This is a genomic window from Anabaena sp. PCC 7108, assembly GCF_000332135.1.
In the GTDB taxonomy this organism is placed as follows: Bacteria; Cyanobacteriota; Cyanobacteriia; order Cyanobacteriales; family Nostocaceae; genus Anabaena.
The window spans coordinates 721903-744174 of record NZ_KB235896.1; the positions used below are offsets into that span (position 1 = coordinate 721903).

The 22272-nt window shown below is 37.0% G+C and carries 18 protein-coding genes; 6 read left to right on the forward strand and 12 right to left on the reverse strand.

Annotated features, from left to right (window positions below; all coding sequences use genetic code 11):
* Positions 1-81: 81 nt before the first annotated feature.
* The 5 genes from ANA7108_RS0104030 to ANA7108_RS0104050 form a co-directional block, all read right to left on the reverse strand.
* Positions 82-861, reverse strand: coding sequence for a YebC/PmpR family DNA-binding transcriptional regulator (locus tag ANA7108_RS0104030; RefSeq protein ID WP_016949484.1), 780 nt, complete (start codon positions 859-861; stop codon positions 82-84).
* An 89-nt stretch (positions 862-950) separates the two neighbouring features.
* On the reverse strand, positions 951-1553 hold the full coding sequence (locus ANA7108_RS0104035) for a hypothetical protein (RefSeq protein ID WP_016949485.1): 603 nt from the start codon (positions 1551-1553) through the stop codon (positions 951-953).
* Between the two features lie 42 nt (positions 1554-1595).
* Positions 1596-2618, reverse strand: a complete 1023-nt coding sequence (locus tag ANA7108_RS0104040; protein ID WP_016949486.1) for a glucokinase — start codon at positions 2616-2618, stop codon at positions 1596-1598.
* A gap of 86 nt (positions 2619-2704) precedes the next feature.
* A complete protein-coding gene (locus ANA7108_RS0104045) occupies positions 2705-3352 on the reverse strand; it encodes a histidine phosphatase family protein (protein ID WP_016949487.1) in 648 nt (215 codons plus the stop codon).
* Between the two features lie 102 nt (positions 3353-3454).
* The gene (locus tag ANA7108_RS0104050) at positions 3455-4129 is read right to left on the reverse strand and encodes a hypothetical protein (protein WP_016949488.1); all 675 of its coding nucleotides are present in this window, start codon (positions 4127-4129) and stop codon (positions 3455-3457) included.
* 163 nt (positions 4130-4292) lie between these two features.
* Here ANA7108_RS0104050 and ANA7108_RS0104055 point away from each other — a divergent pair, with 163 nt between their 5' ends.
* Entirely contained in the window at positions 4293-4847 is a 555-nt protein-coding gene (locus ANA7108_RS0104055) for a TRAP transporter small permease subunit (protein ID WP_016949489.1), read from the forward strand.
* Positions 4831-6168, forward strand: a complete 1338-nt coding sequence (locus ANA7108_RS0104060; protein WP_016949490.1) for a TRAP transporter large permease subunit — start codon at positions 4831-4833, stop codon at positions 6166-6168. Before ANA7108_RS0104055 ends, ANA7108_RS0104060 begins: the two co-directional genes overlap by 17 nt.
* A gap of 392 nt (positions 6169-6560) precedes the next feature.
* On the opposite strand, the gene ANA7108_RS30080 is transcribed toward ANA7108_RS0104060, so the two are convergent.
* On the reverse strand, positions 6561-6701 hold the full coding sequence (locus ANA7108_RS30080) for a hypothetical protein (RefSeq protein WP_016949491.1): 141 nt from the start codon (positions 6699-6701) through the stop codon (positions 6561-6563).
* 421 nt (positions 6702-7122) lie between these two features.
* Here ANA7108_RS30080 and ANA7108_RS28105 point away from each other — a divergent pair, with 421 nt between their 5' ends.
* Entirely contained in the window at positions 7123-10152 is a 3030-nt protein-coding gene (locus tag ANA7108_RS28105) for an NACHT domain-containing NTPase (RefSeq protein ID WP_016949492.1), read from the forward strand.
* A gap of 481 nt (positions 10153-10633) precedes the next feature.
* On the opposite strand, the gene ANA7108_RS0104075 is transcribed toward ANA7108_RS28105, so the two are convergent.
* Together ANA7108_RS0104075 and ANA7108_RS0104080 are read right to left on the reverse strand one after the other, a co-directional pair.
* Entirely contained in the window at positions 10634-11737 is a 1104-nt protein-coding gene (locus tag ANA7108_RS0104075; RefSeq protein ID WP_016949493.1) for a TRAP transporter substrate-binding protein, read from the reverse strand.
* A gap of 110 nt (positions 11738-11847) precedes the next feature.
* On the reverse strand, positions 11848-13008 hold the full coding sequence (locus ANA7108_RS0104080) for an FAD-dependent oxidoreductase (RefSeq protein ID WP_016949494.1): 1161 nt from the start codon (positions 13006-13008) through the stop codon (positions 11848-11850).
* 380 nt (positions 13009-13388) lie between these two features.
* Here ANA7108_RS0104080 and ANA7108_RS0104085 point away from each other — a divergent pair, with 380 nt between their 5' ends.
* From ANA7108_RS0104085 to ANA7108_RS0104095, 3 genes are all read left to right on the forward strand, one after another.
* Positions 13389-14048: a pentapeptide repeat-containing protein gene (locus ANA7108_RS0104085; RefSeq protein WP_016949495.1), complete on the forward strand. Its 660-nt coding sequence runs from the start codon at positions 13389-13391 to the stop codon at positions 14046-14048.
* Between the two features lie 377 nt (positions 14049-14425).
* The gene (locus ANA7108_RS0104090; RefSeq protein WP_016949496.1) at positions 14426-15898 is read left to right on the forward strand and encodes a pentapeptide repeat-containing protein; all 1473 of its coding nucleotides are present in this window, start codon (positions 14426-14428) and stop codon (positions 15896-15898) included.
* A gap of 584 nt (positions 15899-16482) precedes the next feature.
* Complete coding sequence (locus ANA7108_RS0104095) at positions 16483-17937, forward strand: S8 family peptidase (protein WP_016949497.1); 1455 nt, start codon at positions 16483-16485, stop codon at positions 17935-17937.
* Between the two features lie 126 nt (positions 17938-18063).
* Here ANA7108_RS0104095 and ANA7108_RS0104100 read toward each other — a convergent pair whose 3' ends face one another.
* From ANA7108_RS0104100 to ANA7108_RS0104115, 4 genes are all read right to left on the reverse strand, one after another.
* Positions 18064-18363 carry a hypothetical protein gene (locus ANA7108_RS0104100; RefSeq protein ID WP_016949498.1) on the reverse strand — a complete coding sequence of 100 codons (300 nt, stop codon included), beginning with the start codon at positions 18361-18363 and terminating at the stop codon, positions 18064-18066.
* 381 nt (positions 18364-18744) lie between these two features.
* Positions 18745-19176 (reverse strand): hypothetical protein, encoded by a 432-nt coding sequence (locus ANA7108_RS0104105; RefSeq protein ID WP_016949499.1) that lies wholly within the window; start codon positions 19174-19176, stop codon positions 18745-18747.
* 492 nt (positions 19177-19668) lie between these two features.
* Positions 19669-21165 carry an HlyD family efflux transporter periplasmic adaptor subunit gene (locus ANA7108_RS0104110; RefSeq protein ID WP_016949500.1) on the reverse strand — a complete coding sequence of 499 codons (1497 nt, stop codon included), beginning with the start codon at positions 21163-21165 and terminating at the stop codon, positions 19669-19671.
* Between the two features lie 79 nt (positions 21166-21244).
* On the reverse strand, positions 21245-22120 hold the full coding sequence (locus ANA7108_RS0104115; protein ID WP_016949501.1) for an SDR family oxidoreductase: 876 nt from the start codon (positions 22118-22120) through the stop codon (positions 21245-21247).
* Positions 22121-22272 lie beyond the last annotated feature (152 nt).

A 22272-nucleotide genomic window follows, 5' to 3' on the forward strand; every position in this document is an offset into this window, starting at 1 on the left:
ACGTAATTTGTAATTAACTCGGATTTTATATGTTTCCCGTTAAGAGTTTCTTAACTAGCAACTTACGTTAATCATTAGCTACTAAACCATAGTAGCCATGAGATTATCAGCCATGTCAAAATTGGCTGTCACATTTTGGACATCATCTAATCCTTCTAGAGTATCAATCAATTTGAAGAGCGATCGCGCCTGTTCAGAATCTGTAACTTCCACCTGGTTACCAGGAATCCAACGCAATTCAATATCTGTGACTTGAAAACCTTTTGCTTTGAGTGTTTGACTGAGAGTTTCTAAATTTGCTACCTCAGTAAATACTTCAGCGGTTTGATCTTCCGTCATTTCATAGGACTCAGCATTACCTTCTAAAGACGCTTCTAAAAGCTGTTCTTCATCAACCACACCCTCAACTACACAAATGCCTTTTTGAGTAAACATCCAACTAACGCAACCTGTTTCCCCTAAATTACCGCCATTTTTACTAAAAGCTACACGCAAATCTGCGGCTGTACGATTGCGGTTATCTGTGAGGGCTTCAATTAAAATTGCTACACCACCAGCGCCATAACCTTCATAGCGAATTTCTTCTAAACTGGAGTTATCACCGCCAAAAGTACCTGCACCTTTAGCGTTCGCGCCTCGCGTGCCGCAGGCAATCGCTCTTTCAATATTATCATTAGGAATCCCCGCCGCCTTCGCCTTATCAATCGCCGTCCGCAGTTGAAAATTACCAGCAGGATCTGGTACACCATTTCTAGCAGCAACAATTATCGCCCGTGACAGTTGAGTGAAGATATTGCCTCTTTTAGCATCTACTACCGCCTTCTGACGTTTAATATTTGCCCATTTACTATGTCCTGCCATAATCTGAAATTAATGATTAACACCGTCTTCCAAAATAGAATATACAGCAGATTTCAGGTATAAGCTTAACCTTGTGTAGCCCCAGACTTTCACTTTCTTAAAACCAATTGAAAGGAATTCAGATATCCGGTGATGGTTTTAGCTAAAGTCGGACGCTGTTTTTTAGAAACTATGGCCATGACTTGATATAATCGCCCTTCAGCAACATACATTCTATTTGTAGTTACCTTACCAGCCGAATCTACATATTGAATTTCTTTACCAGGATGACCGTTTGAACTGCGAATATTGCGTTCACTAATCAAATTACTTTGTGTAGCTTTTAAAGAATTATCCTGGGCTTGATTCAATATTTTTTGTGGGTTTGTCATCTTAGCATAACTATATGGAAACTCATTGTAAGTTACTAAATATGCAACTTCCTGTTCCGGTGGTTGGGCTACAAATATTTCTAATTTTATTTCTCCCATGTAGGTTTTTTGAACTTGAGTTTTCTTTTTTGGTCTTCCTGGCATTAAAACCTGAAAACTTTTATCTGGGGGAGTGAATACCTTCCACTTTGGCTGTACTACTTTAGGAACAGCTGGTTTACTAGGAGAAGTGGTAGGTTTGGATTGACGCATCTCAGCTGAGACGAACCCACTATATACAAATGTGGCAGCGATAAAAGGTAGTAAAACTTTGATAATCATATTTATAGCATTTGCAAATGCAGATTTGATTGTTCCTGCTATTTATAACCTAGCTGCACATACAGCAGCACCAATTAATCCTACTTGTTGATTAAGAATTATATGCACCGGTATTTCTTCGAGTAGAGAACGCATTCTACCTTTTTGGGTGAAAGCTAACATAAAACTCCCATTTTGCATCAAAGGCAAAATTTTGGGGGCGATACCACCAGCAATGTACAATCCACCGTAGGGTAAGAGTTTTAAGGCCAGATTACCGGCTTCTGCACCGTAGGCTTCTAGGAAAATTTGTATAGTTTGTTCAGAAAGGCGATCGCTTTTAACTAAGGCTACACTACCAATCGCTGCACCTGGATCAACGGTTTTTTCGGCTTGTCCGGCTTCCTGTTCCCAATTTCTGACAATTTGGGCAATCTCTGGATTTTCGGAGTCTATTTGACGATCTCTTAAAAATTGGTAAATGGAAGTAATACCCAAACCGGAAACTACTCTTTCTACAGAAGCACGTTGAATATCATGTTTATCCAACAGGTATTTTAGCAATTGAAACTCTAACTCATTCCGAGGGGCAAAATCTGCGTGTCCACCTTCTGAGGGAAAAACTTGATAATGGTTTCCCTGTTTGATTAAAAACCCTTGTCCTAAACCAGTCCCTGCACCAATCACCGCCATAGGTGCTTCTGGTTGATGTTTCCCAACTTGCAATGTGAGTAAATCTTGTTTGGTTAAGCCAAAAATGCCATAACCAACGGCAGCGAAGTCATTGATTAAGGAAATCGTCAGAATACCTAATTGTTGGGCTAAACGTTTTGTATCTAAAAACCAGGCTAGGTTGGTTAGTTTAGCAGTATTGTTGACCACAGGTCCTGCGATCGCAAAACAAGCTTTTTCTGGTGTTGAGGTATTGGCTGCGGTTAAAAATTTCTCTACTATTGGCACTAAATCGGGAAAATCCCCACTGCGGTAACTTTCCTCCTGTAAGGTTTTTAATCCTACATCTGAAGATTCCACCAGTCGCAAAATTGTTTTTGTCCCGCCTATATCTCCTGCTAGTAGTAATGTCATAAAATTTATTAGTTAGTTAGCTAGTTACTTTTGCTTAGTTAGGTTGCCATTAACTTAAATAAGTTAAAAATCCCTAATGTAGAGACTTACACAAATCTTACTACTTCCTCTATTGTGGTCAGATGGGAAGTATCTCCTTTGAGTTCTAGCAACCATTCTGATTCTTGACGTACCACTTTTACTAAAGAACATAAAGTAGCTTTAACTTCAGTTTTGGCAATTTCCCCGACTAAACCCATCGCTGCACCCAACACAGAAGCGCCATGTGCTACCAAAAGAATATCAGATGGCCAGAACTCTGTCGCTAGACATCTTGCTGTTTGTGCAGAACGTTGTCTGACTTTTTCATGGGTTTCGGGATATTGGGCTGCAACACGGGATGTGTAACTAATATCTATTCTGGGAAATAATGCCGCTAAAGCTTGGGTTGAGAGTCTTTCTGGTGCTTCTGTCATCCATTCTGGATTTAACCACTCACTCAAGCCTGTTTCTAGTTTAATTGGTAAATCTAATGCTTCTGCAACTGCGTTCGCTGTTTGCACTGTTCGCAAAAAGGGAGATGCAAAAATATGCTTGATTTTTTCGCCTTTGAGTCGTTTTCCTAATTGTTGCGCCTGGATCATGCCATCATCTGATAATGGTGGATCATAGCGTTTTTCGGCTGTGAGAAACCAATCAGGGTTAACAAAATCAAGGCGGTTGGCGTGTCTGGCAATCCAGATGATTTGACTCATGGGAGAAAAGCCTATGGGTATAAATGGGTGCAATTTTAATATAGGATATTATTGTAATATTTCGTAACAGCTTCAGTGATTTTTTATCTCAAATAAAATAAACTACCTCACATTTCTCACTAAAAAATTGTCCTGACCACAGCTTTTTTGAGAACGTTTTAAAATTTCCGCACTACAAATACCTGCTTTACCATCTTTAGAATAGCAAAAGAAAACTTCTTGTAAAAACCTACCTGAATCAGAACAATAAGGTGCTATCCCATTAGCAGTAAATTGTTTATTAGAACCTATAAAAGCACTTTTCAAGTCTTGAACAGTAGTGCGAAATGGTTTAGCAGGACGATTATAAGCTGGGGGAATCACCAGAGAATATTTTAACTGTTTGCTTAATGTTAAATATTCGAGAGGTTTTTTACCTGAGCAAGTTCCATGTTTTTGCCATTCATGATTATAAAGTTTCTCACTGGGAAATAAACCTCTAAACTTTTGCTGGACTAATTGCGGTAATTTTTCAGTTGTACAATTAGCCGGATAACCTTTTTGATATTGTGGCCAAAGACCATGTAAGACAAAACCATATTTTCTTCCTGGACTGCACTGCTGAGGATCACGATTACCATTTCTCGCGCAATGATCAGGCGACCAGGATAATGTTAAAACATAAAAATCAAATTTACCTGGAGTACCCCTATTTTGGGCTACTGCACTATTTGGGATAGCTAGGGTAGTTATTAATAAAGATGATGCAATGACTACGTGTTTTATTTGCATATTCATAACCAATTACTCTGATGCTAAAAGTCTTCAAAATTACCATACCGTATTTGTGCAATAAAAAAAAGACTAACACACAGATCCCCGATTTCTTTGAGAAGTCGGGGATCTAAATCCCTTGACAATGTAAACTACATTTACAGAAACTCAGGAGAGAAGAAAAGCATTGGACAAGTTATTAAAAATCTCAAATTTTATTGATACCTGCACTGAACGCATTGGCCGCTGGACGAGTTGGTTAGTCCTGGTGATGGTGATCCTTGGTGTATGGAATGTTTTAGGTAGATACATTGGGCGAATTATTGGCAGCAATCTCACATCTAACGCCTATATAGAAGCACAATGGTATATTTTTGACTTAGTTTTTCTCTTAGGTGCGGCTTACACCCTCAAGCATAACGAACACGTGCGGGTGGATATTTTTTACAGTAACTTATCTGGGAAAAAGAAAGCGATCGCAGACTTATTTGGAACAGTATTTTTTCTGATTCCTTTCTGCATTATGGTGATTATTTTTTCCTGGGATACTATTATTGCTTCTTGGCAAATTTGGGAAACATCACCAGATCCGGGAGGTTTACCCCGCTACCCCATTAAAGCCATGATTATTGTCGCCTTTGTGATGCTAATTTTTCAAGGCATTTCGGAAGTGATTAAAAACGTCGCCATACTCCAAAACAGAATAGCACCCCAGGAGGAAAATCATGACGCTGGATTATGAATGGCTTGGTCCGGTTATGTTTGGGGGGGCTTTAGTTTTACTGTCCTTGGGGTATCCAGTCGCCTTTTCTCTAGGTGGTGTAGCGATTTTATTCGGCATCATCGGTATTGCTTTGGGTGTTTTTGACCCGGTATTCCTCACAGCCATGCCACAGCGGATTTTTGGCATCATGGCTAATTATACGCTGTTGGCTATCCCTTACTTCATTTTCATGGGGTCAATGTTGGAGAAATCTGGCATTGCGGAAAGGCTGTTAGAAACGATGGGAATTTTGTTAGGACGCTTGCGGGGTGGACTAGCTTTAGCTGTGGTGCTGGTGGGTGCGTTACTTGCAGCAACTACGGGTGTGGTAGCGGCCACAGTAGTAGCAATGGGTTTAATTTCTCTACCGATTATGCTGCGCTATGGTTACAACAAAGAATTAGCCACCGGTGTAATTGCGGCTTCAGGGACTTTGGGGCAAATTATCCCCCCTAGTGTGGTATTGGTGGTTTTGGGTGATCAGTTGGGTATATCTGTCGGTGATTTATTTATTGGTTCAGTCATTCCTGGCTTGATGATGGCGGGGTCTTTTGCCCTTCATGTGCTAATTGTAGCATTTTTAAAGCCAGAGGTAGCGCCAGCTTTACCTGCCGAAGTACGGGAAATTGGCGGAAAAGCTTTGAGAAAGCGCGTAATTCAGGTAATGTTACCGCCATTGATTTTGATATTGTTGGTTTTGGGAAGTATCTTTTTTGGCTTGGCGACACCCACAGAAGCCGGTGCGGTAGGATGTGCAGGTGCGATCGCCCTTGCTGCTGCTAACGGTCAACTAACTTTAGCATCTCTGCGTCAGGTATGTGATAACACTTTAAGAATTACCAGCATGGTAATTTTTATCCTGTTAGGTTCTACAGCTTTTAGTTTAGTATTTCGGGGATTAAATGGCGATCAATTCATGTTTGATGTGCTTTCTAATCTCCCTGGTGGTCAAGTTGGATTTTTAGCCCTGAGTATGACTGTAGTTTTCCTCTTGGGCTTTTTTATTGACTTCTTTGAAATTGCCTTTATCATCGTTCCTTTGTTTGTTCCAGTCGCCCAAACTTTAGGAATTGATTTAGTTTGGTATGGTGTGATATTGGGAGCAAATTTACAAACTTCTTTCCTTACACCTCCCTTTGGTTTTGCCTTATTTTATCTGCGCGGTGTCGCACCTCCAGAAGTAACAACTGGTGATATTTATCGCGGAGTAATTCCGTTTATTTTGCTGCAATTGCTCGTGGTGCTTTTAATTATTATCTTTCCAGGAATTGTCAGTTTCTTACCTTCTTTGGGACGATAAGATCATATATCTCGTTCCCAGTCTCAGACTGGGAATGCTATCAAAGAGGTTCTACCTCTAATTTAATATTAGGCAGATCCTTGATGTTTCATTCCCATACAGAGTATAGGAATAAGAAAAACGAACCACAGAGGCACAGAGAACACAGAGAAAGAGGTTCTACCTCTACATTTAATATCAGGCAGATCCTTGATCTTTCATTCCCATACAAAGTAGAGGAATAAGCAACGAGAAATTTGGTGAGGTTAATTGTTCTACTGTTATTTTCTGCAATTCCCATACAATAATTACTCATAATCATGAGGACGCAGAAACCGCGTCCCTCATCTGTATAGTATGGCAATTAAGGAAAGCCACTAGCGATTTGTTTTACCCACCTGGAAATAATGTGTTTATGTGTTGTTATTATCTTTGTCTTCATTGTTGGAGGAGTTATATTTTATCTTTTTCATCACCCAAAGTAAAACTGCATCAGAAGACTTTTCAATTGCCCAAGTAATTAAAGCTGTTAAAAGAAGAGTAGAGATATCCATCAGAACTTCCCGCTATTGTTTTTTTTGCTTGACTATTTATATAAAATCAAATAAAAAATAGAGAAAAAAGATCCAAAAAATAGAATTTACTAGAATTTAATAGAAATCTTGCTCATTATGATTGATGATGTTATTTTGGAAATATCATAAGACCTACGCCAAAAACTCTCAAACTCTTATTATTCTGCGGTTGGTTATTCTCTAAATCCTGCGCCGAAACTGCCTCAGAATGAATTCTGATAGCTTGCGTGGCATAGCCATGTCTAATAACAAAAGTCGTCTAAAGACGACTAAATAAAAATTAATAGTCCGTTTTAACGGACTTCGGCTATTAGACTGGGAATTCATTCCCAGGCGGGTTATGAAGCTAATTGAGAATATTGAAATTGTCCATATATAATTAATCAGTGAGGTGCAATTTATGATATCCCCAGAACTGACAACATTACAACAAAAATTTCTGCAAGAGATTTCCAGAGAATTTCAATTTACTGGAGATACACATCAAATATTTATAGTTCGATTCGACCCGAATTATTATGATATTGATGATGAAAAACAACTCGCTAATAAAATTGATTTTAATAAAGATAAAGAAATTGATGAAATTCAAAAAATCAGAGATGAATTAAGATTGAATATTTATCCTATTTTTAGAAAAAATAATTGTATTATAACTTCAGTAAAAGGTAGACCACAAAAAGGAAATGAGCCTTGGAAACAGGCTTATAAATGGCTTTGGGAACAGAAATATCCTGAATGGCTTGCACAACAACAAACCCAAAATTATCAACCTGAACCCCAACCCGAAACCCTACAAATCAACTGGCGCGAAATATGCCAGAAAATGCTACAAAAACAGCAACATCAACAACGATTAAGACGACAAATCACCGAATTAAAACACGAAATAGAAATCTTTGTCCCATTAGGCTTAATTCAACCGAAACCCGCACGACGTAAAGAAGAAGATAAAAAAGAAACACCCTTTCCCGATGCGGCTGATGGTATGCAGCAATATGAATTAAAATCAGAAGAAATTACCAAACAATACGAATATCAGCAATTTATTGATGAAGTCATAGGCCAGCAAACCAAAAATTTAGCCATTATTGGAGAACCAGGGGCGGGAAAAACCACTTGGTTAAGCAAAATTGCCGAATATTTAGCTGATAATCCTGATTATCCTAGCCCTATTTTTATTAATCTCAGTCGCTTAGACAATAGAACCCTAAAAGACTATTTACTGCATACTTGGCTAGAAGAGGCTTTAGAGTTTATTCCTTCTCAAAATACCGTTATACCCGCTTTAGTGGCAGATTTCCAGCAACAGTTTAAGCATAAGCGAGTGTGGTTGCTGTTGGATGGGGTGGATGAGATGAAAACCACCGAAAACTCACCTTTATCCCAACTCAATAGCCAATTAGAAGGATGGTTAACTTGGACTAGGGTAATTCTCACCTGTCGTCTCAATGTTTGGCAACCTAACCCCATAGCTAATTTTGAATACTATCGCACTCTGGCTTTTAGTGATGCCGAGTTGAGAAAATTTATTCAGCAGTGGTATGAAAAAGCGGAAAAACGGGAGTTAGGGGAACAGTTACAGCAAAAGTTAACCGCACCCCAACACAGCCGCATTTTTGATTTAGTCAAAAACCCCTTGCGGTTGGCAATGTTGTGTCAGAGTTGGTATTTTTTGCAAGGGGAATTACCGGAAACTAAGGCGAATTTGTATCAGCGTTTTGTGGATGCAACTTATGAATGGAAAAAAGGGGAATTTGGAACTACAGCAGCGCAAAGACAACAGTTAAATCAGGCTTTGGGAAATTTGGCGTTGAGGATGATTGATAAACAAATCAGTCTCAAGGAGTCTGTGATTAAAGATGTCATGAGTTTAGAGGAGTTTGAGTTAGCAGAAAAGTTAGGTTGGTTAAATTGGGTTTATCGTGATCAAAAAACTGATGAAAGGGTTTATGCTTTCTTTCACCTGAGTTTTGCAGAATATTTTGCAGCTTGTGTGATTGATGATTGGGATTATTTTTTACCTAGAAATCATGTAGATAAACCTGTTGAGGGTAAGAAATATCGCATTTTTGAGAATGAGTGGAATGAGGTGTTTTTAGTGTGGTTTGGGCTAGTAAAAGACAAAGTATCACCTGATTTGAAAGAAGAGTTAATGAAAAAGTTGGTGAATTTTCAGGATGGTTGTAAAGATTTTTATATGTATCAATCCTATTTTTTAGCAGTTGCTGGTACTAGCGAATTTAGTCATAGGAATTTTACAGATGAAATTATAGAACAGGTTATGCAATGGACATTTATTAATGTTAACAATCAAAAAAATAACCATAGAATAAGTGCTTTTATTGAGAAGGAATTTAAAAGCTCACTTATACAGGCAAATTCTAATAGACTAATTCACTGTTTAACTAAGCAGCTATTATCTAATCAAGTTCCGGTTAACCGTTTGGAAGTTGCATTAATGTTACTTGAAAAATCACATAACAATGAAGTTGCTGTTGAAATTATAGTTGATTATCTAGATAAATGTCAGGAAGCATACAACCGAACTAAACAGATTAATTTGCAAAGCATAATAATCAAAAGAAAATTAGAAAAATTAGCTCCTATTAATCCACTTGCTATCTCTACTTTGACTAGGCTTTCGTCAAATCAGAAACAACATGATCAAAATTCTCAAATTCCTTCCAAGTTAGATTTTAATAGTTTATTTCAACTCCCCACTGGAAATCGAAATGATATTGAGAATTTTATAACCTTATTAGTAGAGATGGACATAGATAGTATCAAACAATCTATTTTTAAAATAAATGACATTGATACTCTGATTGGACTAATAGGTAAAAAAATTATTTTGAAACCGAGTATTCATAAATTAGGACATCTCAATGCTATAGTGGATGTATTAGATAGGTTAAATATCAGTCATGATGACATAGCTTATAGATTTATTAAAGATATTAATTCCGTGTCCATAGATAGGTTAGCAGAAATTGCTTCTAGCGACTCTACTGTTATTCCTAAACTATTTGAAATGCTTCATTGTAGTAAAGATATCAAGAGTAAACAGAAATTTCTGAATATTTTAGGAAAAGCAGCATCTAAAAACATCAATGCTACTGTAGCTTTGGTGAATATATTGCAAACTACAAAAGATTATGTAATTGGTATTAATGCTATCTACTTTATCAAAAAAATATTTAAACCTGATTTGCTGAAAGTAGTAATACAAGGGTTAAAAAACTACATGGAGGATATCGAAGATATAGAGGTATATGAAATTCTCTGGCATTGCGCCCAAAATATGACCTATCCTGAATTTTACCGCGCTTGGCACGGTGAACTATCCCCAATTCTACCAAGCATGGCACGCCACCACCACCCCCTAACCAACTCGAACAACAATACACCGATATTTATACCCAATTAAAGCAACTGCAACCCACCTCCACCACCTATCCCATCCCCATCAACGCCGCCAACCTGGAAGGGAAAACGGCAGAAAAAGCCATAGCAAAAGGTATTTTAATCAAAATTTATGGCGAAATCTTTCCCAAACAAAAAGCCAACACCATAGAAGATATATTCGACTTAGAAAACGAACTCCAACCCCTGAGAGAACATCTAAAAACAGATAAAATCGCCCTCATTTTCTGTAACATTAATCCCCACCCAGAATTAATTAATTTCTGTCAGCAATTACAGAATCACTGGTTAAAAATCGCCTTGATTACCAATACACCAATAGCATCTCCCTTGAGTGGTTTTCTCCCTCAACAGGATAATTTATTAGGGGTGGTTCAAACTTGGTTAGAGGAATCAGAGATGTTTGACCGAAGTTCATAAAATCTTCCAATTCCTAAAACTGTTTGGCATCTCGAAAGTTAAATTCGATATTGACCAATGAGATATTACTTACTCTCAGCCGTCACAAAATTGGCATAGCTTAATTCATTGGTTTTATTCCATCTATAAATCTGTTCTCTAAATTTTTTCCACCCTTCATAAACTTGCTTAAAAGTTGCATCCTTACTCGCATTTTCTTCATATATTTCAAAAGCAGCTTTTTTTGCAGCTTGCATAATTTCTTGACTGTAAGGAGTTAATTTAGTCCCACCAGCCAGTAATCTTGTTAATGCTTCCCCATTCAAAGCATCGTATTTAGTTAACATATTCATATTGGCTTCAAAAGTTGCTGTTCTAAAAATTTCCTGGTATTCTTTGGGTAATTTATCCCAAGCATTCCGATTAACCAATACATCTAAAGTTGGTCCCGGTTCCCACCAACCAGGATAATAATAAAATTGCGCGGCTTTGTTTAAACCCAACTTCTCATCATCATAGGGTCCAACCCACTCCGCTGCATCAATTGCACCTCTATCTAATGCTAAATATATTTCTCCTCCGGGTAACACCTGCACATTTACCCCTAACTTAGACATAACTTGTCCCCCTAAACCGGGAATTCGCATTTTTAAGCCATTTAAGTCAGCAACAGATTTAATTTCTTTTTTGAACCATCCCCCCATTTGCGCCCCAGTATTACCAGCGGGAAAGTTGATAATATTAAAATCAGCATAAATTTTTTGCATGGCTTCTAGTCCACCACCCTGATACAACCAAGCATTCTGCTGTTGGGCGTTTAAACCAAAGGGTACGGTGGTAGCAAAAGCCAATACAGGATTTTTACCTATGTAATAATAACTAGCTGTGTGACCACATTCCACAGTTCCGGCTTGGACTGCATCTAATACTTGCAAACCTGGTACTAATTCTCCAGCAGCAAAGGGAGTAATGGTGAAGCGGCCACCCGTCATTTCTTTGATTCGTTTGGCGATGGTTTCCGCACCAATATAAGTCCCTAACGTCTTTGTCCAGCTAGTAGTCATTCGCCATCTGACAGTGGGTAAACTACCTTGTACAGCAGTGGATGTACTGGTTTTAGCACAAGCTGCGGTGAGTGCGGCTGTTGCTGTAGCGATCGCCCCTGTGTTAATAATTTGTCTGCGTTTCATAGTCTTTTTCTGATTTCCATTACTCTATCTTCTGGCTGATAGTGCAATGTATCAGGTTTTTTGGATCAAAAGATCCCCGACTTCTTCAAGAAGTCGGGGATCTGCGGTTTTCAAGAATGGCGGAATTGTGCCATAAAACGGCGATCAATACAGTCTTTCCCATGCCACAATAATTGATGAGGTGGTAAGGTGAAATCTCCTCTTGTAGCTACTGCGCGTCCGTCACCTGTGCCAATTAAACTTAAATACTCTTTTTGTGGTTTGTAGGGTTTTAGTGATTTATTTAAAATCGTCCTTCGCAAATTTTCATACAACGGTTTACCTTGACGCACTGCAAAAACACCTGCTTTTGGTAAGTGATAATTAATCATTGTGGCAATATCACCTGCTGCAAAAATTTGGGGATGACTAACAGATTGCAAATTATCATTGACTAAAATAAAACCTTTTTCATCTGTAGTAATTCCTGAATCTTTGACCCAATTTGCGGCTGATGCTTGTGTTACCCAAAACACGCGATCGCACTTTAATATTAACCCAGATTCAGATTGAATTTCTACTTTTTCATTAGTTGCTGGTCTAACTTGACACACATTTTCACCCAGATGTAATTTTACACCTTTATTAATTAAAACTGCTTGCATAATTTTCCGCACAGTTGGGTGATGATTTGGCATTAATTCTCCTGTGCGTTGCCATAAATGCACTTCTAGATTTTCACTTCCTAATTTCTGTAAACCTGCGAGCATTGATAACGCTAATTCTACACCTCCAGCCCCACCACCAACAATACTAATACATAGCGGTTTTTGGGGTCTTTTAATAACCATTTCCTGCAATTTATACCAGTGTTCTAAAAGTTGTTTAACTGGTTTAGCTGCAATTGTATATTCTGCCGCACCTGGTAGAGATAATTTCGCTGGAGTGCTGCCAATATCAATAGAGAGAATATCAAAATCTATCGCAGATCCGTTAGCACAAAAAACCTGTTTATTTTCTAAATCCAGACCTACTACTTGATCAAGATACAACTGAGCATTAGCAAATTTGCTTAAATTTTGCAAGTCAATATGACATTGAGAATAATTATAAAATCCGGCAATATGTCCGGGTAACATCCCAGAGTAGGGTGTATATTGATCTGGAGTAATTAAGGTTAAATTTACTCCAGCTACAGGGTTATTACTAAACAGGTTTAAAACAATGGAATGACTATGGCCACCACCAATCAGAACTATGTTTTTGAGTATTGGCTGGGTATTTGCTTGCATTTACAGATTTAAGTAAATTTCCTGAACAATTAAAATAATTCGTAATTAAGTTTTGCAATAGGAATTCAGATAATGCCACAAAACTTGACCTTTATAGAAGCCGGGAACTTCAACCCACGGAACTTGTTAAATATAACTTAAGTATAAGTTAAATATAAGTTAAATATAAAATAAATCGATTTTATCATGATCGTTCTCTATTAGAGGTGAATACTAAGTGATAGTCAGAAGAATTAACAATTTATCAATAGGTTTAACGCATATTTTTCTTAATCAACAACTATAGCCATAACTTTATGAGTATAAGTTTTAACTTTTTACAATGCTTAAATTCAGTGCGCCGATTCAAAACGCCTCATTCAAAAAAGATCATCCTGTGGATGCTAGGAATTCAAGAACGTTTAAAACATACTCAACAAAATAACTCATATCAACAGTATTTAATGAATGTCATACCGATACTTGAGAATAATTCCATTGAAGCCAGTCTATCTGCAATTAATGATTTAGAGCATCTTGCTAAAATCCAACCGCAATATCACTGGATAATTATGGATATGTTAACTAATTTTGTGAGAAATAAAGCTCCTATTATTTCTCCAACAGAATTAATGATTAATTCTTCGATAAATATCCAACAACTAATTCAAGCAGCCATTACTGTGATTGGCATGAGAGATGTCACAAAAGACCCAGAAAATGACCAGATTGACTTAAGTTATACAAATTTAATGGGGTTAAATTTATCTGGTGTAAACCTCGCAAAAACTAACCTTTATCAAGCCAATTTATCTAATGCTAATCTTACTAGTGCAAACTTAGAAGGAGCAATTCTCAGTGCAGCAAATCTCAGTGGTGCAAACCTTAATCTGGCTAATCTATCCGGTGCAATTCTCAGTGCAGCAAATCTCACTGGTGCGGATCTTTCTAATGCTAACTTGCATCGAGCTAACTTGTATTTAGCTAGTTTGCAGAATGCAATTTTGCATGATACTATTCTTAATAGTGCAAATTTAAGAGAAACTAAGTTTAGTGTTTAGGAGGCAATATATACCAGGGTGTTTACATTTTCCACTGAGAATATTACAGCTACAATTTTTTCTTTCCAGCTATTGATATCTACTTCTGTATAGGGGTAGATATAAGTGTATATTGTAACTATTTAAACACTAATGTTTTTTTGAACAGAGTATAGTTATTTTCACTAACATTAATTATTACCATAGTTAATTAATCTCTATTCTTATCTCAAGTCCGCTGAATTGCTTACCTAAAAATTCACTGTCTCTTTGTATCAGCCCTAATGATAAGTATTCAAGAAAATGTGATATTTAATATCCAACTTTGAAGCTAAATGCTATACTGTTTTTTTCAATCATCTCAGTAATAACTCATTATTGTGAAGCATCTTTATGGTATGTCTGCTAAAAAGACAGACGCAACTTTGAATTGGTTAATCACCATCATAGTTATCGTTGCTATCTCCTTGATACTGATTGTCTTCGCATCTACTAATATTGAGAAGTTATCACTTCTGCAGCGAATAGCTGTTAGAAATCAAGCCTTGACTACGACTGCTATAGTTTTTTTAGGTTTAGCTGTCATGGTTAATGCTTATTACGCAGCCAAGCAGAATCAAACAATGCAAAAAAGTGCCATTACAGCGGAAAAAACCTTAGCAATTGGGATTGAAAATATCAAACTCACCCAAGAAAAATTAATTGCAGAACGCTTTATTGGTGGAATTGCTCAGTTAGGACATGACAAAGTAGAAACCCGCACAGGTGCAATTTATGCATTAGAAAGAATTGCTCAAGATTTCCCTCAAGAACATTGGACAATTATGGAAATTTTGACTGCTTTTGTCCGTGAAAATGCACCCATACAAGTAGAGAGAAAACAACAAAAGCCAGAAGATTTCATGGCTATTGATTTGGGTCAACATCGGGATAGGGTGCGTCGTCAACAGTCAGTAGATTCTTATATCCCATCAGATACTTTTAAACTTCGTACTGATATTCAAGCAGCTTTAACTGTGATTGGTAGACGCGATTTTCAGCAAGACAGAGAAAATCAAAAGCTGGATTTAAGTAATACGAATATCAGACGAGTAAACTTAGCTGGTGCAAAATTGCAACGGGTAGATTTGCGAGGTTCTGATTTATCTGGAGCCAATTTACGGGAAGTAGATTTAAGTGAAGCAGACTTGGATGGAGTTAAACTCATAGGGTCGATTCTCTATGAAGCTAACTTATTTAAAGCAAGTTTGCGAGGTGCTAATTTGAGTCGTTCAAACCTCAATCTCGCTAATTTATATGGAGTCAATCTCCTGTCAGCTAACCTATTTGGTGCAAGTTTGCGTTCGGCTAATTTACAAGCTGCTAATTTGTATAAAGCTAATTTACAACAAGCAAATCTGAAAGCAGCTAACCTCTCTAGTGCGAAGTTATTTCTGGCTAATTTGCAAGGAGCAAAGTTGGGGAAAACTAATTTACATTTAGCTGGTTTAATTGCGGCTAATTTACAAGGTGCAAATCTTAATGGTGCAAATCTGCAAGGTGCTAATTTGAATGCTGCGAAGTTACAACAAACGGATATCTATTTTGCTAATCTCAGTCAAGCTAGTTTGACAGAAGCAGATTTGCAGCAAGCTAATCTTATGGGAGCTAATCTCTGTGGGGCTATTCTTGATGAAGCTGACCTGTCTTGGGCAAATTTAATGGGTGCTAATTTATCTGGCGCTCAACTTTGTGATGTTAATCTGATTGGGGCGATTTTGACTGGTGCAAAAAACTTGGAATCAGAACAGATAATTATGACATTAGGAGATATTAATACTCGTCTCCCTGATTATATTGAACCCCCAGCTAGTTGGCGACAATCTAGTTAATTTCTAGTTAATTTATTGTTATCACTGTTGCTAATTTGGGTGTATTCTACTTTTGAGAACAGGAGAGAAGTGTATTTTAGACAAAGTCACATTTTTTATCTATTGAGCTTTATTTAAAATCCTCTAATTACCTATATTTAAAACAGCTTTAATTCTTGCGTTGGGTTTTGTGCCTCACATAAACCTACAAAAACAGGACTTACGCAACTGGCGCATTGCTAGGGTGCGTCAGACTGCATAAATCCTGCAAATAACTAAATTATTGATATCTGACGCACCCTACAACAGATTTTGAGTGTGACACGCAGCTTTAGTCCTAAAAAAATAGCAAAGGTATTGTAAATTTGAATTTTATTGTATTACATTAAGCTCTAAATTAAGTTATTAAATCATAACTTACCAATTGTCATGATTGCTTGTTTTAAATTTACTGAATTCGTAATCAAATTAGCTTTTTATATTAGTCCATTTATATTATTTTTGGATAAACACTAATAACTCGCACTTTCCAGCTTTTGCTAGACAAAGGTTTGAAAAGTTAAGGCTGTTACAAAAAGACTAATATTTGTGAGGTTAAAATTATCATGGCATTTGATATTACTAATAATTTTTCCTCCAAAAGGGAACTTAATTTTACTCCTATTTACCCAGTTGATACCTTTAATACTCCGGCTGACAATAGCTTAACTTGGGGTAATCGTAGCAGTTTACCGAAAGTGGAAACAGCAGAAACTATCGCTACAACTAATAGCTATAATTCCAATAATGGCTATGGTTTAGTAGATGCCGGTAAAGCAGTGAGTGAAGCCGCTGGTGAGAGTCCTTATGGAGATACTCCTGATTTGGGTGGAAATAATTGGGGTGCAGATTTAGTAAATGCTCCAGCTGCTTGGGAACATGGACACACAGGAGAGGGTATTATTGTTGCGGTTTTAGATACTGGAGTTGACTATAATCATGAAGATTTAAAAAACAATATTTGGACAAATAATAAAGAAGTTGCTGGTAATGGTATAGATGATGATGGCAACGGCTATATTGATGATTTTCAAGGTTGGAACTTTGATAGTAGCAATAATAATGTTTTAGATGATAATAGTCATGGAACTCATGTTTCGGGTACTATTGCCGGAGAAAATAACGGTATTGGTGTAACTGGTATTGCCTATAATTCCAAAATTATGCCGGTCAAAGTTTTAGATAAAAATGGCTCAGGTTCTTATTCAAATATTGCTAATGGGATCTATTATGCTGTAGATAATGGGGCTAATGTTATTAACCTGAGTTTAGGAGGTAATTCTTCTAATGATAGTCTTAAATCAGCTATTGAATATGCCAGCAGTAAAGGTGTAATTGTTGTTATGGCCGCAGGAAATAATGGCGACTCTACACCATCTTATCCTGCCCGCTATGCCTACAATTCAGGAATTGCTGTGGGTGCAGTAGATAGAAATAATAACTTCACTGATTTCTCTAATCGTTCTGGTTCTCAAGAAATCAAATATGTTACCGCACCAGGTCAAGATATTTATTCCACGGTTCCTAATAATCAATATGCTACTTATGATGGAACTTCTATGGCTGCCCCTCATGTTGCTGGGGTAGTGGCTCTTATACTCAGCGCTAACCGCAACTTAAGTGATAGTCAAGTCCGGGATATTATCACAGGTACAGCAAACAATACTACACCAACTCCAGCGCCTAGTCAGCCTTCAAATCCATCTCCTTCTCTGCCGTTTCCATTTCCTATTGACTTATTACCTTTTAGTCTAGATATAGGTTCACTACTACCAAATATAGGTTCACTATTTCCCTTCGGTTCACAAGGGCAATCAACTATCTCATTACCGCCGGTTGTTCTTTCTGTTGGTGGAAATAGTTTAGAATTAAGGTTTCGTGATGTTGGTACGGGAATGCAAAAGATAGCAAATTTCAGTTATTATGGCGAGAATAATAATCAATGGGCATTGCGTTATTATGACAGCAGTTTCACTAACTATGCAATTACTGAAGATATTCATATCTTCAGTTTGGAATAAAGTTTTACAAAACACAAATTTTACAGAAAATTAAATAAACAGTAAACTTTCAAATTATATCCTACCTAAAAGGAGTTTTAGAGCTTTAGCAGTAAAATTAGTCTAAACTCCAATTAGGTTGACTATTTATTTGAGTTTATCAACAGCATTTTCAAAAGCTGTATTTAATTCTTTCCAAGCTTTTTCAAAGCCAACTTGCATTTCTGCCCAAGCTTCTTCACCGACTTCTTGCAGTTCTGCTAACTTAGCTTGAGCAGCATCACGCTTGGTATATATTTCTTCCAATTTACTGTTATACTCAATTGCTGTATCTGCTTTTGCTTGGCTCGCTTTTGCTTTCAATTCATCTATCTGAGCATTGAATTTCTCTAATTGTGCTTTGACTTTATCTTGATAGACTTGTCTTTTTTCATTCTGAACTGTCATAAGCGCACCTGCAATAAATAAATTTTGTAAAATGATGAAATTTGTTTTGCTAATTATTCACCATTTACACCCCTATTATAGCAATAATCATTCTGATTAAAATCAACTGATAGATGTAAATATGGTAGATATAGGTTAAGAAAACTATATCTAAAGGAATAAAAATTTAAAATTCAATCCCCAGCATCTTGACATATATTTTGCCAGAATTGTATATTGATGGGTTATAGGTGTCGTCTCTCAAGGTAGTAGCAGAAAATAAATCAAAATCCTTTTAGAGAACAACCGAGCGATCGCATACAATCAGTTTTAACAAGCTACAATTCTACACCTCAAAAAATAACCAAAATCAGCCTTCATATTTATAGAGGCTTGTTTTATTTACTCACTTTTAACTTCAAATTCATCACTGATTGCAAGATTTAACCGCTCATTTTTTAAAACCATATTTTTATTTGCTGCTTTTTCACGACTTGCTAGTATTTCTTGATAATATTCTTCAGGTGTTAACCCATAGTCTCTTTTGACGCAGGCAACTTTATCTTTAATACAATCCTCAATCATTAATTTGACATCAGCAAAATAATAATCTTCATTGCATGATTTAATATGTATCTTATGAGTTATTGAAGGAACCGCGAGTCTTTTTAAACCTCTTGCTTCTTTTAAGACCCTACTACCTATTAAATTGTCATCAACATCAAAAAAACTAAAAATTGTTTTGCCTTTAGTACCTCTTTTTAAAGCTGGTTTCAATCCTAAAAAAATATCAACTGATGGGAATACACGGGTTAAAAACAAAAAATCTTCCATTATTATCTCCTATTGAGTTATTTAATTATCTAATATATTCTCTCAAAAAGTTTGGAGGGATTATTATTAGTCGTTGATTGAGAACAGCTATGGAAATCCAGTTCCTCTCCACGCAAAAGTAGGGAGGGGATATTATGGCTGTAGGAAAACGATTTCATTTCAATACTACACCAAATCCCTCTCCTTTTCTGCGTTTTCCGTTTCCTATTGACTTATTACCTTTTAGTTTGATTGATATCGGTTCATAATAAACCGTTGGTTTTCTAGTCAAAAAACTCGGTAAAGAATTCAAAGTTAATATATCAAATTCTCAAATGAGTTTTTTAACAAACCTCTGTCAATACTGAAAACTCAGTTCTGGTAAAACAAGGCACTGCTTGTGTGATATCGCTCATAAATTACCTCTGTGGTTTTACAAAAGCTCTTTTACTAATACCACAAAGTTGAAAACTTTGACAGAGCCAGGGAACGAGAAACACCAACATTCTTTCTTTACCTCACAGAAAAAGCCTCACTAAATCTGCGTGTAATTGGCTCAACAATAAAGGTCAAAACCGACTTCTTCCTCGTCACAATTTCAGCATTCGCAGCCATACCCGGAGTAAATTCTACCTCTTGTCCTCGGAGATTAATTGAGTGTTTATTCAATTTAATTTGCGTTGGAAAAATTAATCCCAATTCTTTATCAACAACCGCATTCGGACTAATTTGTAAAACCTCACCATCAACTACACCAAATTCTTGAAAAGGGAAAGTTGCTAATTTCACCTTTACTTTCATCCCCTGACGAATAAAACCAATATCACGATTGAGGACTTTTACTTCTAAAAGCATTTCTTCCCCTTCTGGGACAATTGATAATAACTCTTCACCAGATTGAACTGGTCCTTTAGTAGCTTTAATTTTGTAAATTGTCCCCGCTACAGGTGCTTTAATAGTTTCTCCGTCTTTTTGCTTTTTCGCTTGTTCTAATTGACCAGCAACATTGGTTAATTCTTCTTTACGCTTGTTGATTTGGGTAAGAATTTCACTTTGGCGTTCTGATGTTAAACGTAAACCTTGATTACGTGCAGCTTGATAAGCCTGTTCAACTTGTTTGATTTCTTGAAGTTGAGCAGAAATATCTTTTTCTAAAGATGTAACTTTGTCTTGTGCTTCTGTTAACCTATTTTTGGTATTAGTGACTTCATCTGAACTTTTAATAATATCTGTATTGGCACGATTTAATCTTTCTTGCGCGTCTAGATAATCAACTCTAGGAACTGCACCAGGATTTAATAGAGTGCGAAGATTTTTTTCTCTTTGTTGAGCAATGCTTAAATTACTTTCTACTTTAACACGGATACTTTTGGCATTAACTAAGTTAGTTTGAGCATTAATAGCACTAGTTTTAGCGTTTACTAAATTTTCTTGTAACCGAGTCAACCGGACTTTGGCTTGATTAATGATTGAAAGTTGGCGTTGTGCTTCTGCTTCCGCTGCTGCTTGTTTGGCGTTGTAGTCTAACAAACGGGAATTTAATAATTCATCTTGCAATTTTGTCCCCGCAATTTTCCTCCCAGTTCGTTCTGCTTGTAACCTCTGTAAATCGTCTTCAATTAATTTACTAGCCTTAGATAATCGGTTAACATCTGTTTGTTGTAAATTTGGATCACGTTCAATTAAAACTTGATCTTTGGTGACGCGATCGCCTTCTTTTACTTTAACCGCTAAAATAGATCCATTACCTAAAGATGTCACTGGTCTAACTTGAGTAGAAGCAATTAATTCTCCTGGTGCTGTCGCTACTTCATCAATTTCTGAAAAATGCGCCCAGGAAATTGCCCCAAATATAACAATGCTAATTGTTCCCGCTAATAATCTTGTATAAAGTGGAGGTAATTCCTGTACAGCTTTACCCAATTCATAAGATAATTGTTCTTCTGGTTTTGCAAATCTCTCTTTTGTATGACGTGCTTGAACAGCATTTGCAGCTAGAGAAAATTTCATAATTTTTGTCCTTTGTTATAAGTCATCAGTGATTAGTCATTTGTTTAATTGCTAATGACCAATAACTAATGACTATTTTCTAAATTTCTACATAACGGCGCAAAAAGTTTTCTAATGTTTCCAATTGAAAGTTAAAAATTCTTTCTAAATTGGCGGTTTCTTCTGATGTACAGAAAAATTCATTAGCTAGTAAGGTGCGAAAAGTTCCTAAACTTGTTTGGGCTGAGGAGTTAAATAAACCTAATGCACCCCGGAAGCTATCAACAGCAAACAGAGGAACGTTGATGACTATCGGTTCTTTGTTAAAGATGCGACTAAAAATTTTGGGAATATCCTCTCGCAATAAAATTTCCGCACCTCCTACTGGTAAAATTTGGTTACAAGCATCTGCAACGGTCAAAGAATCTACAACTATCCTGGCTAAATCATCGGTGCTAACAATAGATGTGCGGTTTTTAGGATCACCGATAAGTAGATATAAACCCGTTTCTCGAAACGATTCCGCCAGTGGTAGCAAGTTTGATGCTAATCCAGCAGGGCGTAAAATAGTGTAATCTAAGCCACTACTTTGCAGATATCTTTCTACGGCTCGTTTGGCTTTGAATACGGGTGCATCTTCATATCCTCTGTCAGCACCTAAAACGGATATAAAGACAAAATGTTCAACACCCTGGACTTTAGCCTGGTCAATGAGTTCAATATTAGCGCGGTAATCTAAAGATAGAGCATCATTCCCGGAACCGTGAGCGCTGATAATATATTTCACTCCGCGACAAGCTTTCTCAATGTCCTGTTCTCGTCGCAAATCACCAATGAAAATGTCAGAACCCCGGTGTTCTAACTCGCTGTAATGGGAAGTCAAGCGGACAAACGAACGTACAGGCTGCTGTTGTTGGCGTAATAGTCGCACGACGCGGCGACCAATTCCGACCGTTGCTCCAGTGACTAGAATCATAGCTTTTGGATTTGAGTATGGGCTATTCCTCTAGTTAAGTTTAATCACTATTTTGTCTGATAGCGTGGCGTAGCCATATCAGGATTTTCAGGATTTAAGGATTAACAGGATTAAGATGAGGATCTAGAATGGAAACGTTGGGGTTAAACAAA

What these genes read in the sequence shown, in the direction of transcription:
- ANA7108_RS0104030 (WP_016949484.1), bottom strand. Translation starts at nt 861, where the DNA reads ATGGCAGGACATAGTAAATGGGCAAATATTAAACGTCAGAAGGCGGTA.
- ANA7108_RS0104035 (WP_016949485.1), bottom strand. Translation starts at nt 1,553, where the DNA reads ATGATTATCAAAGTTTTACTACCTTTTATCGCTGCCACATTTGTATAT.
- ANA7108_RS0104040 (WP_016949486.1), bottom strand. Translation starts at nt 2,618, where the DNA reads ATGACATTACTACTAGCAGGAGATATAGGCGGGACAAAAACAATTTTG.
- ANA7108_RS0104045 (WP_016949487.1), bottom strand. Translation starts at nt 3,352, where the DNA reads ATGAGTCAAATCATCTGGATTGCCAGACACGCCAACCGCCTTGATTTT.
- ANA7108_RS0104050 (WP_016949488.1), bottom strand. Translation starts at nt 4,129, where the DNA reads ATGAATATGCAAATAAAACACGTAGTCATTGCATCATCTTTATTAATA.
- ANA7108_RS0104060 (WP_016949490.1), top strand. Translation starts at nt 4,831, where the DNA reads ATGACGCTGGATTATGAATGGCTTGGTCCGGTTATGTTTGGGGGGGCT.
- ANA7108_RS30080 (WP_016949491.1), bottom strand. Translation starts at nt 6,701, where the DNA reads ATGGATATCTCTACTCTTCTTTTAACAGCTTTAATTACTTGGGCAATT.
- ANA7108_RS28105 (WP_016949492.1), top strand. Translation starts at nt 7,123, where the DNA reads ATGATATCCCCAGAACTGACAACATTACAACAAAAATTTCTGCAAGAG.
- ANA7108_RS0104075 (WP_016949493.1), bottom strand. Translation starts at nt 11,737, where the DNA reads ATGAAACGCAGACAAATTATTAACACAGGGGCGATCGCTACAGCAACA.
- ANA7108_RS0104080 (WP_016949494.1), bottom strand. Translation starts at nt 13,008, where the DNA reads ATGCAAGCAAATACCCAGCCAATACTCAAAAACATAGTTCTGATTGGT.
- ANA7108_RS0104085 (WP_016949495.1), top strand. Translation starts at nt 13,389, where the DNA reads ATGCTAGGAATTCAAGAACGTTTAAAACATACTCAACAAAATAACTCA.
- ANA7108_RS0104090 (WP_016949496.1), top strand. Translation starts at nt 14,426, where the DNA reads ATGTCTGCTAAAAAGACAGACGCAACTTTGAATTGGTTAATCACCATC.
- ANA7108_RS0104095 (WP_016949497.1), top strand. Translation starts at nt 16,483, where the DNA reads ATGGCATTTGATATTACTAATAATTTTTCCTCCAAAAGGGAACTTAAT.
- ANA7108_RS0104100 (WP_016949498.1), bottom strand. Translation starts at nt 18,363, where the DNA reads ATGACAGTTCAGAATGAAAAAAGACAAGTCTATCAAGATAAAGTCAAA.
- ANA7108_RS0104105 (WP_016949499.1), bottom strand. Translation starts at nt 19,176, where the DNA reads ATGGAAGATTTTTTGTTTTTAACCCGTGTATTCCCATCAGTTGATATT.
- ANA7108_RS0104110 (WP_016949500.1), bottom strand. Translation starts at nt 21,165, where the DNA reads ATGAAATTTTCTCTAGCTGCAAATGCTGTTCAAGCACGTCATACAAAA.
- ANA7108_RS0104115 (WP_016949501.1), bottom strand. Translation starts at nt 22,120, where the DNA reads ATGATTCTAGTCACTGGAGCAACGGTCGGAATTGGTCGCCGCGTCGTG.